The 16,502-nt window shown below is 27.8% G+C and carries 14 protein-coding genes; 7 read left to right on the top strand and 7 right to left on the bottom strand.

Annotated features, from left to right (window positions below):
- Nucleotides 1-12: 12 nt before the first annotated feature.
- A complete protein-coding gene (locus BW723_RS13280; protein WP_068360138.1) occupies nt 13-1,353 on the bottom strand; it encodes a DEAD/DEAH box helicase in 1,341 nt (446 codons plus the stop codon).
- Nucleotides 1,354-1,634: 281 nt separating this feature from the next.
- Here BW723_RS13280 and BW723_RS13275 point away from each other — a divergent pair, with 281 nt between their 5' ends.
- From BW723_RS13275 to BW723_RS13265, 3 genes are all read left to right on the top strand, one after another.
- A complete protein-coding gene (locus BW723_RS13275; protein WP_076686400.1) occupies nt 1,635-4,085 on the top strand; it encodes an nSTAND3 domain-containing NTPase in 2,451 nt (816 codons plus the stop codon).
- Nucleotides 4,086-4,100: 15 nt separating this feature from the next.
- Nucleotides 4,101-6,431 carry a DNA topoisomerase 3 gene (locus tag BW723_RS13270; protein WP_068360148.1) on the top strand — a complete coding sequence of 777 codons (2,331 nt, stop codon included), beginning with the start codon at nt 4,101-4,103 and terminating at the stop codon, nt 6,429-6,431.
- 115 nt (nt 6,432-6,546) lie between these two features.
- On the top strand, nt 6,547-7,479 hold the full coding sequence (locus BW723_RS13265; protein ID WP_068360151.1) for a sterol desaturase family protein: 933 nt from the start codon (nt 6,547-6,549) through the stop codon (nt 7,477-7,479).
- Between the two features lie 122 nt (nt 7,480-7,601).
- Here BW723_RS13265 and BW723_RS13260 read toward each other — a convergent pair whose 3' ends face one another.
- Genes BW723_RS13260 through BW723_RS13250 form a run of 3 tightly spaced genes read right to left on the bottom strand, consistent with a single transcriptional unit; the run spans nt 7,602 to nt 10,107 of the window.
- Nucleotides 7,602-7,823 carry a VF530 family protein gene (locus BW723_RS13260; protein WP_068360152.1) on the bottom strand — a complete coding sequence of 74 codons (222 nt, stop codon included), beginning with the start codon at nt 7,821-7,823 and terminating at the stop codon, nt 7,602-7,604.
- 2 nt (nt 7,824-7,825) lie between these two features.
- Nucleotides 7,826-8,485: an NAD(P)H-binding protein gene (locus tag BW723_RS13255; protein ID WP_068360153.1), complete on the bottom strand. Its 660-nt coding sequence runs from the start codon at nt 8,483-8,485 to the stop codon at nt 7,826-7,828.
- The gene (locus tag BW723_RS13250; protein WP_068360154.1) at nt 8,485-10,107 is read right to left on the bottom strand and encodes an aminopeptidase P N-terminal domain-containing protein; all 1,623 of its coding nucleotides are present in this window, start codon (nt 10,105-10,107) and stop codon (nt 8,485-8,487) included. The genes BW723_RS13255 and BW723_RS13250 overlap by 1 nt, the downstream gene beginning before the upstream one ends.
- A gap of 130 nt (nt 10,108-10,237) precedes the next feature.
- Here BW723_RS13250 and gcvT point away from each other — a divergent pair, with 130 nt between their 5' ends.
- From gcvT to BW723_RS13230, 4 genes are all read left to right on the top strand, one after another.
- On the top strand, nt 10,238-11,323 hold the full coding sequence (gene gcvT, locus BW723_RS13245; protein ID WP_068360155.1) for a glycine cleavage system aminomethyltransferase GcvT: 1,086 nt from the start codon (nt 10,238-10,240) through the stop codon (nt 11,321-11,323).
- A 75-nt stretch (nt 11,324-11,398) separates the two neighbouring features.
- Entirely contained in the window at nt 11,399-12,193 is a 795-nt protein-coding gene (locus BW723_RS13240) for a hypothetical protein (protein ID WP_068360653.1), read from the top strand.
- Between the two features lie 96 nt (nt 12,194-12,289).
- Nucleotides 12,290-13,405 carry an SDR family oxidoreductase gene (locus BW723_RS13235; RefSeq protein ID WP_068360156.1) on the top strand — a complete coding sequence of 372 codons (1,116 nt, stop codon included), beginning with the start codon at nt 12,290-12,292 and terminating at the stop codon, nt 13,403-13,405.
- 22 nt (nt 13,406-13,427) lie between these two features.
- The gene (locus BW723_RS13230) at nt 13,428-14,426 is read left to right on the top strand and encodes a metal-dependent hydrolase (protein ID WP_068360158.1); all 999 of its coding nucleotides are present in this window, start codon (nt 13,428-13,430) and stop codon (nt 14,424-14,426) included.
- Between the two features lie 181 nt (nt 14,427-14,607).
- On the opposite strand, the gene BW723_RS13225 is transcribed toward BW723_RS13230, so the two are convergent.
- From BW723_RS13225 to ychF, 3 genes are all read right to left on the bottom strand, one after another.
- Nucleotides 14,608-14,790, bottom strand: a complete 183-nt coding sequence (locus tag BW723_RS13225) for a hypothetical protein (protein ID WP_068360159.1) — start codon at nt 14,788-14,790, stop codon at nt 14,608-14,610.
- A 181-nt stretch (nt 14,791-14,971) separates the two neighbouring features.
- Nucleotides 14,972-15,142: a hypothetical protein gene (locus BW723_RS17770; RefSeq protein ID WP_157578340.1), complete on the bottom strand. Its 171-nt coding sequence runs from the start codon at nt 15,140-15,142 to the stop codon at nt 14,972-14,974.
- 260 nt (nt 15,143-15,402) lie between these two features.
- A complete protein-coding gene (gene ychF, locus BW723_RS13220) occupies nt 15,403-16,494 on the bottom strand; it encodes a redox-regulated ATPase YchF (protein WP_068360161.1) in 1,092 nt (363 codons plus the stop codon).
- Nucleotides 16,495-16,502: the final 8 nt, after the last annotated feature.

Here is a 16,502-nt window from a genome sequence, read left to right as displayed (position 1 = left end):
AAACCAAAAATATTATTTTCTCTTTTTCTTTTTAGAATTTTCCTCTTTAGAAACTTTAGTTGTAGTTCTAGCTAAATAATCTGCCAACACTTTTTCTACTAATTCTTCTTTGGTTAAATGATGAAAAACAGTACTAACTTTTCGTTTAAAATCTTCTGAAACCGTTTTATTTGGTTTTGTTTTAAATATTTTCTTTGCCCAAATTAGTCCATTGTTTTCTTCTATACTTTGTGCATCTGCTTTTTCATATCTCGAAAATGAAATTCCTAATTCTTTTTCAAAATCGGCAATATCAACCACTTCTTCTTGTTGTAAAACCGTTAAAGATAGCCCCTTTGCTCCTGCTCTTGCAGTTCTTCCACTTCTATGTACATAAGCATCATAAGTATCTGGCAAATGATAATTTACCACATACTCAACTTCTTTAACATCAATTCCTCTTGCTGCTAAATCTGTAGCTATTAAAATATCTATATGTCCTTCTCGAAATTGCCCCATAATTCTGTCACGAATTCCCTGGGTTAAACTTCCGTGAATTGCACCAGATGAAAATTTATTAATCGCTAAATTTTTAGCTAATTTATTAACGGCAGCCTTAGTTTTACAAAAAATAATTCCCCTTTTTCCTTCTTTAGAATTTAAAAAATGCAATAAAACTTCTAATTTTTCAATTGGTTCTACAACTACATATTGATGTTCAATTCCCTGATGTCCAATAGTTTTCATATCAGCTTCAATCTGAACAACATTTTTAGCCATATAATTATTAACCATTTGCCTAATTGCACCTGGCATTGTAGCAGTAAATAATAGCGTTCTTCTTTTTTTAGGTATTTCAGTTATAATTGCATCTAATCCTTCTTTTAAAGCGCTAACCATTTCATCAGCTTCATCTAAAATAAAATAATAAATATTTTTAATGTTGATCGCTTCACGCTTTACCAAGTCTGCCAACCTTCCAGGAGTAGCAACTACAATATGAGTTGTTTTTTTTAATCTTTCAATTTGAGGTTTTATAGGTATTCCTCCACAAACAACTGCAATTGATATTTCTGGAATATTAGATGCAAAAGATTCTAAATTGCTATGAATTTGTTGCCCTAATTCTCTAGTTGGCGCTAAAATTACTGCTTGTATATTAGCGTTCTCTGTATCAATCAATTGTAATAAAGGCAAACCAAAAGCAGCTGTTTTACCTGTTCCTGTTTTTGCTAAAGCAACAACATCGTCTTTTTTATTTAAAATTACAGGAATTACTTTTTCTTGAATATCTGTAGGTACAGAAATTTTTAAATCAGTTAGGCTTTGTTGTATTTGTTGATGAATTCCTAAATCAGAAAACGTTTTTGACATATTATAAATTTATGCAAAGATAAACACACTTTCTATTGATACTATTCTTTTCTGTATTTCATTTAAAAATGAATAAAAAATGATTTAGTTAAACATTCTAATTTATCTGATCTTTTTATGAAAAACATAAATATTATTGTTTCTTTACAACAGCCAATTATAGTTAAAGTTTTAGATTTTGATATAGTGAGGAAGAGAATTCAATTGGCTTTGGAAAGATAAACCTTAATAATTCGTTTATTTGATATTGAATTTCGTATTTTCATTATAAATTTCTTGCTATGTATGATTTTTCAACATTAAATTCATTTGAATTTGAAAACCTTGTTTGTGACCTATTAAACAGTAAGTTAGAAAATTCACCTGTTTTTTTTCAGCTTTTTAAGCCTGGTAAAGATAAAGGTGTAGATTTACTTTTAGAAAAAAATGATGGAACAAATACAATAGTACAAGTTAAGCATTATATAAAAAGTCCAATTTCAAAATTAAAGTATGATTTAAAGAAATATGAATTACCAAAAATAAAACTACTTAATCCCAAAAAATATATAATTGCGACTTCTTGTGAACTAAGTATTACTGACAAAAAAGAAATTATAACAATTTTTGATAAATATATAAGATCAACAAATGATATTTTAGGTCGTGAAGATTTAAACTCATTACTTACAAAAAATAAAAGTATTGAAGACAAGCATTTTAAATTATGGTTTTCAAGTTCAGCAGCTTTAAGGAATATTGCAAATTATAAATTCGAAGGGAGAAGAAAACAATTTCAAAATAATTTTCTTCAGAAAAAACTAAGACTTTATGTTCCTACTTCCTCTTTTAATGAAGCTTTAAGAGTATTAAAACAAAACAAATTTGTTATTATTACTGGTGAACCTGGAGTTGGAAAAACAACTGTTTCTGATATAATTATATATGATTTTATAAGAAAAGAATATCAAATTAATATAATATATGATTCAATAAGAGAAATTGAAGATGTCCTTAAAAATGATAATAGCAAACAAGTTTTTTATTTTGATGACTTCTTAGGTCATACTCAAGCAGAAATTTCAAAAGCTAAAGCTTCTGAGAATTTTATCATAAAAACCCTAAACTTGATTGAAGATTCAGAAAACAAATATTTAATTCTAAATACTAGAAAATTTATTCTTTCATCTGTCATTGAAGAATCTGAAAGGTATAAAAGAAGGAATATTTTAAATTATGAATCTAGAATTGAAATTAAATCTTATAGCTATGGAGTTAAAAGAAGAATTCTAGATTTACATATTTTAGAGTCAAATTTAGATAAAAAAAACCTTGAGGTACTAAATAAATATGCACACAAAATATGTATCCATAAGAATTTTTCTCCTAGAATTATCGAATTTTTCACTTCTAAAATTAATTCTTTTTTTGAGGCAGAAAAATTTGAAGAATTTATTTTTGATAATTTAAACAATCCTAAAGAAATATGGAGACACGCATATTTAAATCAGATATCTGATTATGATAGGTTTCTTTTAAACACATTATATTCTTTAAATTTTAAGTGCAATAAATCTGTTTTAGAAAGTCATTATAATTCAAGATTAAATTATGAAGTACAACATAACAATTATACAAAACCCCTAAATTCTTTCAACAAGTCTCTCAGAGTTTTAAATAATGGTTTTCTTTTAATAAATAGGTTCTCAAAAGATGAAGTGGAAATTTCTTTTATCAACCCATCGTTACAAGATTTTCTTAATTATTTTATAGAAGATAATGAATTTGAAAAAGAAAGTATTATAAAATCTTCTCCAAATATTGAGCAATGGTTTTGGTTTTTTTTCAAAAAAAATAATTTTAAAGAATTGAATAAAAATTATTCTGTTTACTTTTTAAAAAATTATAAAAAATATTGTACCAATCAAGAATCTATTTTTTTAACATCAATTTTTATTTATTATTACACTGATAAAAAAAACAGTTTAGTTATAAAATTACTTAAATCAATTAAAGATTGGGATTTTATATATGAAAGAAATAGTTATACTTTTTTCTTCTTCAAATTTTTGTTCAAGAATGCAATTGGAGACACTAAAATTAATAAAACACTATGTAAATTATCCAACACAGTTTTTTTTAACTATATAAATGACTATGAAGAAATTCAAGATTTATTAGAACGTGTAAAACTAATAAACAATCATTATGATTTTAATTTAAAAAATTATATAAATGAAAATCATAGGGATTCTAATCATAGAAAAAAAATAAATTATTTTAAAAATAAAGTTGAATCTTTATTTGATGAATTATTTAACATCGAATACGATTATTTGTTAACAGTTAAAAACGAGGAAGTAGTAAATGATTCTTTAAGTTATTTGAATGAAGTTTATTATTTTTTTAAAAAAAATATTTTTGAAGATTTTATATATGATTTCTCCCCTATTGAATCTAAAGATTGGGATCATATTGTTAAAATAAACATAGTAGAAAATACTACCACACATTACCCTGAACCCATAAAAAGTAATGACTTCGATTATAACGATGATGATTTTTACGATGATTTCTATCAATTTACTGAATTTGATACAGTTGAAGTTGAACTAAATAGATATTATAGCCCAACTTCAACTGTATCAAATTTGTATAATTATTTGGAAGAGTCTTTGCTAATTAAACCAGGTCTTGGTAGTTTTACAGACTATTCAAATGAAGAAAATGAAGATGATTATTTACCTTTTTAAAAATATTATTAAATCTTGAAAGTCTGTATAGCCGAAAAACCAAGTGTAGCAAGAGAAATTGCTAATATTCTAGGAGCCAACACAAAACGTGATGGTTTTTATGAAGGAAATGGTTATGCAGTAACCTATACTTTTGGACATTTATGCACACTTTTAGAACCTAAAGATTACAAACCGCATTGGAAAAGTTGGGATTTGAACAACTTACCAATGTTACCAGAACGTTTTGATACTAAAGTTACAGGCGATTCTGGAATTAAAAAACAATTTAATATTGTAAAATCTTTATTCGAAAAAGCAGATGTTGTTATCAATTGTGGTGATGCAGGAACAGAAGGAGAATTGATACAAAGATGGGTAATTAATCAATGTAATTACAAAGGAAAAGTACAACGTTTATGGATTTCTTCTTTAACTGAAGAAGCGATTAAAGACGGATTTAACAATTTAGAATCCTCAGAAAAATACGATAATTTATATTACGCAGGTTATTCTAGAGCAATTGGAGATTGGCTTTTAGGTTTAAATGCAACTCGATTATATACTGTAAAATTTGGTGGTTACAAACAGGTTTTGTCAGTGGGTAGAGTACAAACTCCTACTCTAGCAATGTTAGTGAATCGTTATTTTGAAATACAGAATTTTAAGCCACAACCTTATTGGGAGTTACAAACAACCTACAGAAATACACTTTTTAATTACGAAGATGGGCGTTTTTTAAAAAAGGAAGATGGACAAGTTTTAGCAGACAAAGTTGCACAATCTGACTTTGAAATTGTTTCTGTTACAAAAAAGAAAGGTAAAGAATACGCACCTAAACTTTTTGATTTAACAGGTTTACAAGTATATTGTAACAATAAATTCGGATTTTCTGCGGATGAAACGTTGAAAATCGTTCAGAAGTTGTACGAAATGAAAGTAGTAACTTACCCAAGAGTTGATACTACTTTTTTACCAAATGATTTGTATCCTAAAATTCACGGAATATTATCTAAATTAACCAATTATAGCGAACTTACTCAACCGCTTTTAGGTAAAAAAATAAAGAAAACAAAACGTGTTTTTGATGATAAAAAAGTAACAGATCATCACGCAATTATTCCCACAGGAATTCAGGGGAATTTACAATACAATCAGCAACAAGTTTACGATATTATAACTCGCAGATTTATTGCAGTATTTTATCCAGATTCTGATGTTTCTAATACTTCTGTAATAGGTAAAGCTGCAGAAGTGCCTTTTAAAACTACTGGTAAAGAAATTATAAATAAAGGTTGGCGAATTGTTTTTGAAAAGAAAGAATCATCAATTAAAAAAGAGCTGAATGCTGCTGCAACTTTACCTTCTTTTACAAAAGGAGAAAAAGGAAAACACGAACCTTCTTTTTTAGAAAAAGAAACAAAACCACCAAGAAACTACACAGAAGCTAGTTTATTAAGAGCAATGGAAACTGCTGGTAAACAAGTAGATGATGATGAAATGCGTGAGTTGATGAAAGAAAACGGAATTGGAAGACCATCAACCAGAGCAAGTATTATTGAAACTTTATTCAGAAGAAAATATATAGAACGTAAGAAAAAATTGGTTTTACCAACACAAACAGGAATTGACTTAATTAATATTATTGATAATGAACTGCTAAAATCTGCTGAATTAACTGGTAGATGGGAAAAACGTTTAAAGGAAATTGAACGTGGTGAATTTAACGCAGGAACTTTCATAAATAATATGAAAAAAATGGTAGATCAATTGGTTTATGAAGTGCGTTCTAATACTTCTAAAAAACGAATTTCTGCTGTCATTTCGAGCGCAGTCGAGAATTCAACAAAAAAAAATACTGAAACAAGTTCAACATCAAAGAAAAAACAGGTTGCAGGAAAAACTTGCCCAAAATGTAAAACAGGAAAACTTTTAAAAGGCTCTTCTGCTTATGGATGTTCAGAATACAAAAATAATTGTAATTTTAAAATTCCGTTTAAGATTTACGACAAGAAAGTTTCTGAAAATCAGATTATAAGATTAATTGATAAAGGTTGTACAACCAATTTAAAGGGTTTTGTTTTTGAAGATAAAAAAGTGGAAGGTTTAATTCGTTTTGATGATAATTTTAATTTAAGACTAGAGCCAAAAAAACAACTTACAAGTACAAAAAAAGTTGATAAACTTTCTGATAAGATTACTTGCCCAAAATGTAAAAAAGGAACCATTTTAAAAGGAAAAACAGCTTATGGTTGTTCTGAATACAAAACAGGTTGTGATTTTGTTTTTACTTTCGAAAACATTAAAAAAATGGCTAGTGGCCAACCTTTAACAAAAGAACTGGTTTTAGAAATATTAAATCAATAATATTTTATATTATTATTTAAATATAAAGCAATTATTAAAATAAATTGCTTAAAATCTTGATCTTTAACCTATATTAGTGATTTTAACTATCTAAAAAAACTAAGCCAAACTTTTAATGGATTTTACAAACCCACTAATATATGGTGTTCCTTGTTTTTTAGCTCTAATTTTAGTGGAGTTAACTTACAGCAAACATCACAAGAAAAAGAAAAAAAAAGACCTTTATAAATGGAAAGATTTAGCTGCTAGTTTAACTATGGGTATTGGTTCTACAATTATAGCACCACTAACCAAAACCATTGCTGCTATTGTACTTTTTAATTTTGTTTACGAGCTTTTTAACCCTTTTGTAGATGGTGTTAGAACCAATATTATGGGTTATGTTTCTTTTGGTTATGCTTGGTATATTTGGATAGTTTGCCAACTTTTAGACGATTTTAGTTATTACTGGTTTCATAGACAAAACCATAATGTTCGTTTTTTATGGGCTGCACATATTGTACATCATTCTTCAGATAATTTTAATCTGGGTACAGCTGTAAGAAATGGTTGGTTTACTATTTTTTACAAACCTTTCTTTTATATGTGGATTCCTGCAATTGGTTTTCCGCCAGAAATGTTAGTGGTTTGTTTAGGTATAGAAGCTTTATGGCAGTTTCAATTACATTCTGTTTATATTCCGAAATTGGGGTTTATTGAAAAGTTTATGAATACGCATACTATGCACCAAGTTCATCACGCACAAAACATTGAATATATGGATAAAAACCATGGTGGATTTTTAAATGTTTTTGATAAAATTTTTGGAACTTGGAAAGAATTAGATGAATCTATTGATATAAAATACGGAGTTACAAAACCACCAAATTCTTTTAATCCATTGGTAATATTAACCCACGAATACAAAGACATTTGGTTAGATATGAAAAAATCTAAAAACTGGTATCATAAATTTATGTATGCTTTTGCTGCTCCTGGTTGGTCTCATGATGGCAGTACACTAACTATTAAACAGGTTCAAAAGCTGATTAAAGAAGAGAATAAATAGTAAATTCAATTTAATAAGAAATGTGTTGGCAAACAAGTCTAGCCCAGATTGAAACGACATCCTTTTTTTGTTTTTCTCAAAAAAAGATATAGTGAAAAGCTGGAAATAGCTTCTAATGAAAATTAATTAATCATATTTTTTAGGTAAAACTTTTCTACTTTTTCTCTTGCCCAAGGTGTAGTTCTTAAAAATTTTAATGAAGATTTATAAGTTGGGTTATTCTTAAACGCATTAATATTTAAGGCATAACCTAATTCTTCCCAACCGTATTCTAAATACAATTCTTCTAAGATTGTTGCCAATTTAATTCCATGTAATGGATTGTTGGGTTGTTCTTTACTCATAATTAATTATTCGATTTATCTACTATTTCATCAGAACTTAAAATATTTACTCCTGGTTTTGTTTTGGCCAAAACCTGCATACAAGTTGCTATTTTTTCTGGATGAATCATTCTAAATTTTTTTAAACTGCCTGTAAGTAATGGATTTAAAATTTGCATAATGCCTTTTCCTAATTTTTCTGCTAATCTAAATTCTTTGCGGTCTCCACCAATTAACGAAGGTCGTAAAATATAGGTGTGCTTAATTTTTTTACATAAAATATCGCGTTCCATTTCTCCTTTTGTTCTATTGTAAAAAACAGAACTTTTTGCATCTGCACCCAAAGAAGACATTACAATAAAGGTAGCAATACCATTTTCTTTGGCAATTTTTGCTGCAGTTACCGGAATTCCATAATCGATGGCTTTGTACAACTCTTTATCTTTAGTTTTTGCTACTGTTGTACCAATACAGCAAAATACTTCATCAGCAATAAAATCTTTACTTTCTTTTTCTAAGGATAATAAATCGACTATAAATTCTTCAATTTTTTCTGATTTTATAGAAACTGAATTCCTAGAAAATAATTTAATTTTAGAATACTCTTTGTCTTCAATTAATTTTTTTAGTAAAATATTACCTGTTAAACCTGTAGCTCCTAAAATAATTGCAGTTTTACTCATTATTTATCTAAATTCGGTAAAACAAATTCGTCTAAAACAGATTTTTTAGCCATCATTTTTTCAATTTCTTCTGTGGTTCTTGGTGCTTCTGCAGATAAATTTACTGGGCCTTTTTTGGTTACCAAAATATCATCTTCAATTCTAATACCTATTCCCCAATATTTTTTATCACAAGCACTGCCTTCTGGAATGTAAATTCCTGGCTCCATTGTAACCACCATATTTTCTTCGAATGTATTATAATTTCCAGGATCATGCACATCTAAACCAATATGATGTGAGGTTCCATGAGGAAAATAATTATGTCTTTCATCTACAGATTTAATAATACCTAGTTCAAACAATCCTTGATTAATAATTTTTCTTGCTGCTTGATTTGGTGCACTCATTTTTTCTCCTATTGTATACAAAGCGATTCCGGCTTCTTGTGCTTCATAAACTAAATCATAAATTTCTTTTTGAGCTTTTGTAAATTTTCCGTTTGCAGGTATTGTACGAGTAACATCTGCAGTAAAACCTCTATATTCTGCACCTAAATCCATTAAAACTAAATCATTAGCCACTTTTGTTTTGTTATTTTCTATATAATGTAAAATACAACCATTGTTACCTGCACCTACTATAGATGGATATCCTTCGTATTCTGCACCATATTTTTTGTACACAAATTCGTGAATTCCTTGCAATTCGGTTTCAGACATATGAGGTTTCATAGCTTTCATAACTTCTATTTGACCAACAGCAGAAATTCGAACAGCTTTGGTTAATAATTTTAATTCTGCAGCTGTTTTAACTTCACGCATTGTGGCTAAATTTGCTGATAAAAAACTTAAATCGATATTGGTTTTTGGTTTTAAAGCCAAAGAAATTTTTTGTTTAATTTCATTTTTTAATTTATCGCTTTCAGCAGATTTATATTTATTTAAAAGTTCGTCATTTTTAATTTCTGATGAACGATCTGCCATTCTATCTATAATACTAATTACATTTGCACTGCTTTCAATAGGCGTTTCTGCAACATTACTATATACATATTTTTTTATTTGAGATAAAAATATGTTTGGGTCATAACCAGATTTCTGTTTAAAACTTTTTACCAAATCAAACACATCTGCACCACTTAAATTTCTATAATCGTCATTAAATTTTTCTATAAAAACTTTATCGAACTTTTTAAAATCTATATTAGATTCTATAAATTCTGATGCATTAAAAGCCATTTTAAAACCCAATTCATTTTTTGCCCCTTCAACTCCTAAACGTTTACCATTCCATTGTTCTGCTCTTTTATCTCTTTTTTGCACGTATAAAATTTCGTTATAAGTATTGCCATCAGCATCAGTTTGATCATCAGAAAATAAAACTAAAACTCCATTTGGCTCTCTGTAACCTGTTAAATAATAAAAGTTTGGGTCTTGATGAAAAACATAATCTACATCATTTGCTCTATTTCTAAGCGGATTTGCAAAAACTACAGTAACTGAATTTGCTGGCATTTTAGAGCGCAACAAATCGCGTCTTTCTTTATGAAATTCTTTCGATAAAAAATCGGTTGGCGTTTGTGAAAATCCGTTTAACGAAATTGTTAAAAATAAAATGAGTGTAAATTTTAAGCGCTTCATTGCTCTGTTGTTTATGTTGTATTCTCAAATGTAACATTAATTATTTTTCTGTAAAAATATTAACAAATTATTAGTGATTGTTTATTGTGGATTTTTCAATAATTTAGCCTTTTAATAAAGAAATCTACAAATGAAAAATATTGCATTACATAAAATTCACGAAAATTTAGGCGCAAAAATGGTACCTTTTGCTGGTTATAACATGCCAGTTTCTTACGAAGGTGTTACAGCAGAACATCTTACAGTTAGAAATGGAGTTGGTGTTTTTGATGTAAGTCATATGGGAGAATTTCTAGTTTCTGGTGATAATGCTTTGGCTTTAATTCAGAAAGTCACCTCTAACGATGCTTCTAAATTAGCTATTGGAGATGCACAATACAGCTGTTTTCCAAACACAGAAAACGGAATTGTAGATGATTTAATCTGTTATCGAATTAAAGAGAATACTTATTTATTGGTTGTAAATGCCTCTAATATTGAAAAAGATTGGAACTGGATTAGCAAGTACAATGAAGAGTTTGGAGCAGAATTAAGAGATTTATCAGAAGATTATTCTTTACTAGCCATTCAAGGTCCAAAAGCTGTTGAAGCTATGCAGTCTCTATCTTCTTTAGATTTAGCAGCAATTCCTTTTTATAAATTTAAAGTTGGCGATTTTGCAGGTATAGAAAACGTAATTATTTCTGCAACTGGTTATACAGGTTCTGGTGGATTCGAAATTTATTGTAAAAACTCTGAAGTTGAACAAATTTGGAACAAAGTTTTTGAAGCTGGTGCAGAATATGGTATAAAACCAATTGGTTTGGCTGCAAGAGATACCTTGCGTTTAGAAATGGGTTATTGTTTATATGGTAATGATATTGATGATACAACATCGCCAATAGAAGCTGGTTTAAGTTGGATAACAAAATTTACCAAAGACTTTGTAAATGCTGATGCTTTAGCAAAACAAAAAGAACAAAAACCTACAAAACGTTTGGTTGCTTTTGAATTAAATGATAGAGGAATTCCAAGACAAGGTTATGATATTGTAGATGGTAATGGAAATGTTATTGGTAACGTAACTTCTGGTACAATGAGCCCAAGTTTAAGTAAAGGAATTGGTTTAGGTTATGTACCTACTCAATTTGCTAAATCTGGAACAGAAATAAATATTCAGGTTCGTAAAAAAGCAATACCAGCAACTATAGTTAAATTACCTTTTTATAAAAATTAACAACTATTTTGTAAGGACTAAAATTATAAATCGATTACATAAAGATTGTATCATTTAACTAAACAAATAAAAAAAATGAAAAAAATAATCATTACAGTATTCGCTGGTTTGTTATTTATAATTAGCTGTAAAAAAAACGTTGTAACTACTGAAACATCAAACAAAACAAAAGAAGTAATTGCTGAAAAAACCTTTGCAGAAAAAATTGAAATTGCTCACAACAAAAACAATTTCTTAAAACAAGAAGCAATACAATTTGATGCTTTAATAGAATTTGGTGGTAATGAAATTTTTAATGCAAATATTACCATTTCTACAACTTCTGATATAGCAAAAATTGCATACAAAAACGGAGATTTCATGTATGTAGATAAACAAAATGTTTTTGTTTCTCCTAGTTTAAAAGACAATTCTGGAGTTCGTTTTCATGCCTATACTTGGAGTTATTTTTTCTTATATCCTTATAAATTAAGTGATCATGGAACAAAATGGGATGATAATTTTAAAACTTCTGAAGCGAATAATTCTTTTAATACTGCAAAATTATCTTTTGAGGCTAATACTGGTGATGCACCTGATGATTGGTATATAGTCTATACTAATAAAGACAATAATATGTTAGATCACGTTGCTTATATTGTTACTGCTGGTAAAACTAAAGCAGAAGCCGAAGCAGATCCTCATGCCATAAAATATTTAGATTATAAACAAATAGATGGTGTACCTTTTGCTACTAATTGGGAGTTTTTAGAATGGGGATTAGAGAAAGGTTTAACAAAGAAAATTGGTAGTGGTAAAATTACCAATATAAAATTTGTAACTGGTTTTAGAAATTCTTTTACCATACCAAAAGATTTTATCAAAAAATAAAAAAAATATTTAAATTAAATAAAACCTCAGACTTTCTGGGGTTATTGTTTTTTATAAAGTAAATTCGTCAGCTATTATTTCAATATAAAGATATATATGAATTGTTTATTAACTGGAGGAACAGGAATTGTTGGTAGTCATATTATTTTTGAATGGTTGCATAAAGCAATTGTAGAAAAAAAAGTAAATCATATTTTTGTTGTTATTCGAGATACAAATAAAACTGCAAAACAACGTTTAATAAACATTTTACAAGATAAATCTCGTCCTGATTTTTTAAATCAATTTTCTTTAGAAGATTGTTTAGCAAAAATTACAGTTATTTCTGGTGATTTATCAACCCTAAAAAAAGAAACTTTACAACAATATAATTTTACCACAGTTATACATTGTGCAGGCTCTACAAACTTGCTAAATACCAACGATTCTAAAGATACTGTACACACTCAAAACTATTTAGTTACTAAACATCTTTTAGAGGTTATTCCTAATTTTGTAACTCGATTTTTGTACATCAGTACAGCATATTCTTTCGGAATTCAAGATGATAAAGTAAACGATACTATTGCAGATTATAAAGTGAATAATTTTAGAAATCCTTATGAAAAATCAAAATATGAAAGCGAACGTTTTGTAAGAGAAACCTGTAATCTAAAAAATATTGATGCTCAGATTTTAAGACCAAGCATTATATGTGGTCGATTAATTGATAAACCTTTTTTTGAAACTCCTAAATATGATGTTTTTTATTCTTGGGCTATATTTTTAGATAAATATGCTAAAAAAGCAAAAGATAATTTTAGAATTTGGGTTGATAAAAAAAGTGGCTTGAATATAATTCCGGTTGATTTTGCTGCAAAAGCAATTTTATACGCATTTTTAACACCAGGTATAAAGGAAATGAATATTGTGAATCCGAAACAAATATTACACAACAATTATGTGGGTGATGTTTTAGAGGCTTTTAATATTCAATCTTATGAATATGTAGATCAAAAACCAGAAAACTTAAATGGTTTTGAGCAATTGTATTATAAAAGTATTGGTAGCTTATTCGAAAAATATGTTTCTATACCCGATTTGCAATTTAAATCTGAACAAATTTTAAAACTAATAGATCAATTGCAATTAGATGTTACTTTAGGAGTTCACGAAAACTTTATGAACTTGATTAACTTTTCCGTAGAAAAAAAGTTTAAAAAAAGTTATTAATTAAAAATAGATAGAGATAAACTTGGATTCGTTAACGCAAATAGTATTGGGTGCTGCAGTTGGAGAAGCCGTTTTAGGAAGGAAAATTGGTAATAAAGCCATGTTATATGGTGCTATTGCTGGTACAATTCCTGATTTAGATGTACTTTCATCTTTTTTTACTGATAAAGTTACTGCCTTAGAAATTCACAGAGGGTTTACTCACTCTATCCTATTTTCTATAATCTTTGCCCCTTTTTTTTCATTTATAGTTAACAAATACGAAAAATACAAATCCTTTAAAAATTGGTCTTGGTTTTTCTTTTGGACTTTTATTACTCATCCCATTTTAGATGCACAAACCACTTGGGGCACACAACTTTTTTGGCCTTTTGATATTCGATTGGCATTTAAAAATGTTTTTGTTGTAGATCCTTTATATACCCTTCCGTTTTTAGTTTTTTTGATTTTAGCTATGTGTAAAAAGAGAGCATCTAAAAAAAGAAGATTTTATAATAATTTAGGATTAATTATTAGCAGTTCTTATTTGATAATTACATTGATTTTAAAAGGAATTTCTTATCAAAAATTTACAAAAGAACTTTCACTGCAAAACATAATCTATTCTGATATTAAAACAAAACCAACTCCATTTAACACAATTTTATGGACAGCAAATATTAATACCAAAAATGCATTTTTAATTGGTAATTCTTCATTTTTTGATAAAAATCCAATTCATTTTACTAGCTATCCTAAAAATCATCACTTGTTAGGAAATTTAATGCATCATAAAAAAGTAAAACGAATGATTTCTATTTCTAAAGGGTGGTATACAATCAACAAAAAAGATGGCGTTTTATATTTTAACGATTTAAGATTTGGCACATTAAGTATAAAACCAAATGCAACCAATTTTGTTTTTAAATATAAGATTACTGTTGATGAAAACGGAACTCCTTTTTTTATAGAAGAACCAAAAAAGAAAAGTGATGCTAAAAAATTAGTATCAGAATTATGGCAAAGAATTAAAGGGAATTAAAAAAAGTAAAAAGCTTAGATTATTTTCACTTTTGAAAGATAATAATATTAACAACCAACTTGCATTTTTAATCTGATAGATTGATTACAAATAGCTGTTCCCATAGAAGTTCATAAAAACTTTATAGACTTAATTAACTGCCGAGAAGAAACAGTTATTAATTAATTGTAATGATTTATTATTAATACTCTCCTTGAATATTAACATTTAATAACGCTTTACGGCTTTCGTTGGTTTTAATAACTTTAATCACTTTACTTGTCAAAACAAAAAACGAAAAGAAAGCTGTAGTTAAAACTGTATATTCTATAGCTTGAGAAGCTAATTCTACTGAAGAAATTGAATCTAATATTTGAGTAAACATAATAGTTAGTTTTAAAGTTACTCAAAAATAGATTTTAATTAAATTGTATTCTGTTTTATTATACGAAAGGTAATATTTAGCGGTTGAATTGAATTATTAAGAAGATTGAGTAAATTTTTGTAATACTAACTTTGATAAAACAAAAATTTTATTTCTTAAATTGATTTAAGAAATTAAAAAATTAAATTTTAACTCTCGATAAAGCTCTATATCTGTTTGCTACTTTTATAGCATTAATTACATTGTTAACTAAAACAAAAAATGTAAAGAAAGCAACTGTTAAAAGTGTATAATCAATAACTTGAGAAGTTAATGCTTTAAAAGAAATAAGATTTAAGATTTGGATAAACATAATATATAATTTTTAAGGTTATTCAAAAATACTATTTATCAAATCTAAATTTAGGTCAAAAAGCACAGACAACAATTAACTATAGTTGAATGGAATTGTTCTACAGTTTAATAAAAATTAGAGTACCTTAAAACATTAAACTAATTAACAACATCATATTTTAGTCATTTAAAGATTAAAACAACTAATTATCATCAAAATAAAAAAAAATCCAATAAATTATTTATTGGATTTTTTTTATTTAAATATGCATTTAAAATCTATACGTTAAATCTAAAGTGCATAACATCACCATCTTTAACAATATAATCTTTACCTTCTACTCTCATTTTACCAGCTTCTTTTACTTTTGCTTCAGAACCAAAGGTTACAAAATCCTCATAAGCAATAGTTTCTGCTCTAATAAAACCTTTTTCAAAGTCAGTATGTATAACACCTGCAGCTTGCGGTGCAGTAGAACCAATAGGAATTGTCCAAGCTCTTACTTCTTTAACACCAGCAGTAAAATAAGTTTGTAAGTTTAATAATTTATAGGCAGAACGTACCAATCTAGAAACACCAGCTTCTTCTAAGCCAATATCTTCTAAAAACATTTGGCGTTCTTCATAATCTTCTAGTTCAGTAATATCTGCTTCTGTACCAACAGCCAAAACTATAACCTCAGCATTTTCGTCTTTTACAGCTTCTTTTACTTTTTCTACGTAATCATTACCAGAAACAGCTGAGTTTTCATCAACATTACAAACATAAAGCACTGGTTTTGCCGTGATAAATTGTAAAGATTGTACAAACTCGATTTCTTTTTCAGAAAATTCTAAAGCTCTCACAGAAACTCCTTGTAATAAAGTTTCTTCAACTTTTAATAAAACTACCAATTCAGCTTGCGCTTCTTTATTACCTGTTTTAGCAGTTCTTTTTACACGCTCTAAACGCTTCTGAACAGTTTCTAAATCTTTTAATTGTAGTTCAATATCAATCGTTTCTTTATCTCTAACAGGGTCTATTGAGTTATCTACGTGAATAATATTATCATTATCAAAACAACGTAAAACGTGTAAAATAGCATCTGTTTCACGAATATTAGCTAAAAACTGATTTCCTAAACCTTCACCTTTACTAGCTCCTTTAACTAAACCAGCAATATCTACAATTTCTACTGTAGCAGGTAAAACCCTCTCTGGATTTACCAATTCTTCTAATTTTTCTAAACGAGTATCTGGCACATTTACAATACCTAAGTTTGGCTCTATGGTACAAAAAGGAAAATTTGCACTTTGTGCTTTAGCATTAGATAAACAATTAAATAAAGTCGATTTTCCTACGTTTGGTAATCCTACAATTCCAGCTTTCATATTGTGTA

The organism is Polaribacter reichenbachii, assembly GCF_001975665.1.
GTDB classification, from domain to species: Bacteria; Bacteroidota; Bacteroidia; order Flavobacteriales; family Flavobacteriaceae; genus Polaribacter; species Polaribacter reichenbachii.
Note: the sequence above shows the minus strand (reverse complement) of the source record. Positions and strands in the feature narration are given on the sequence as shown.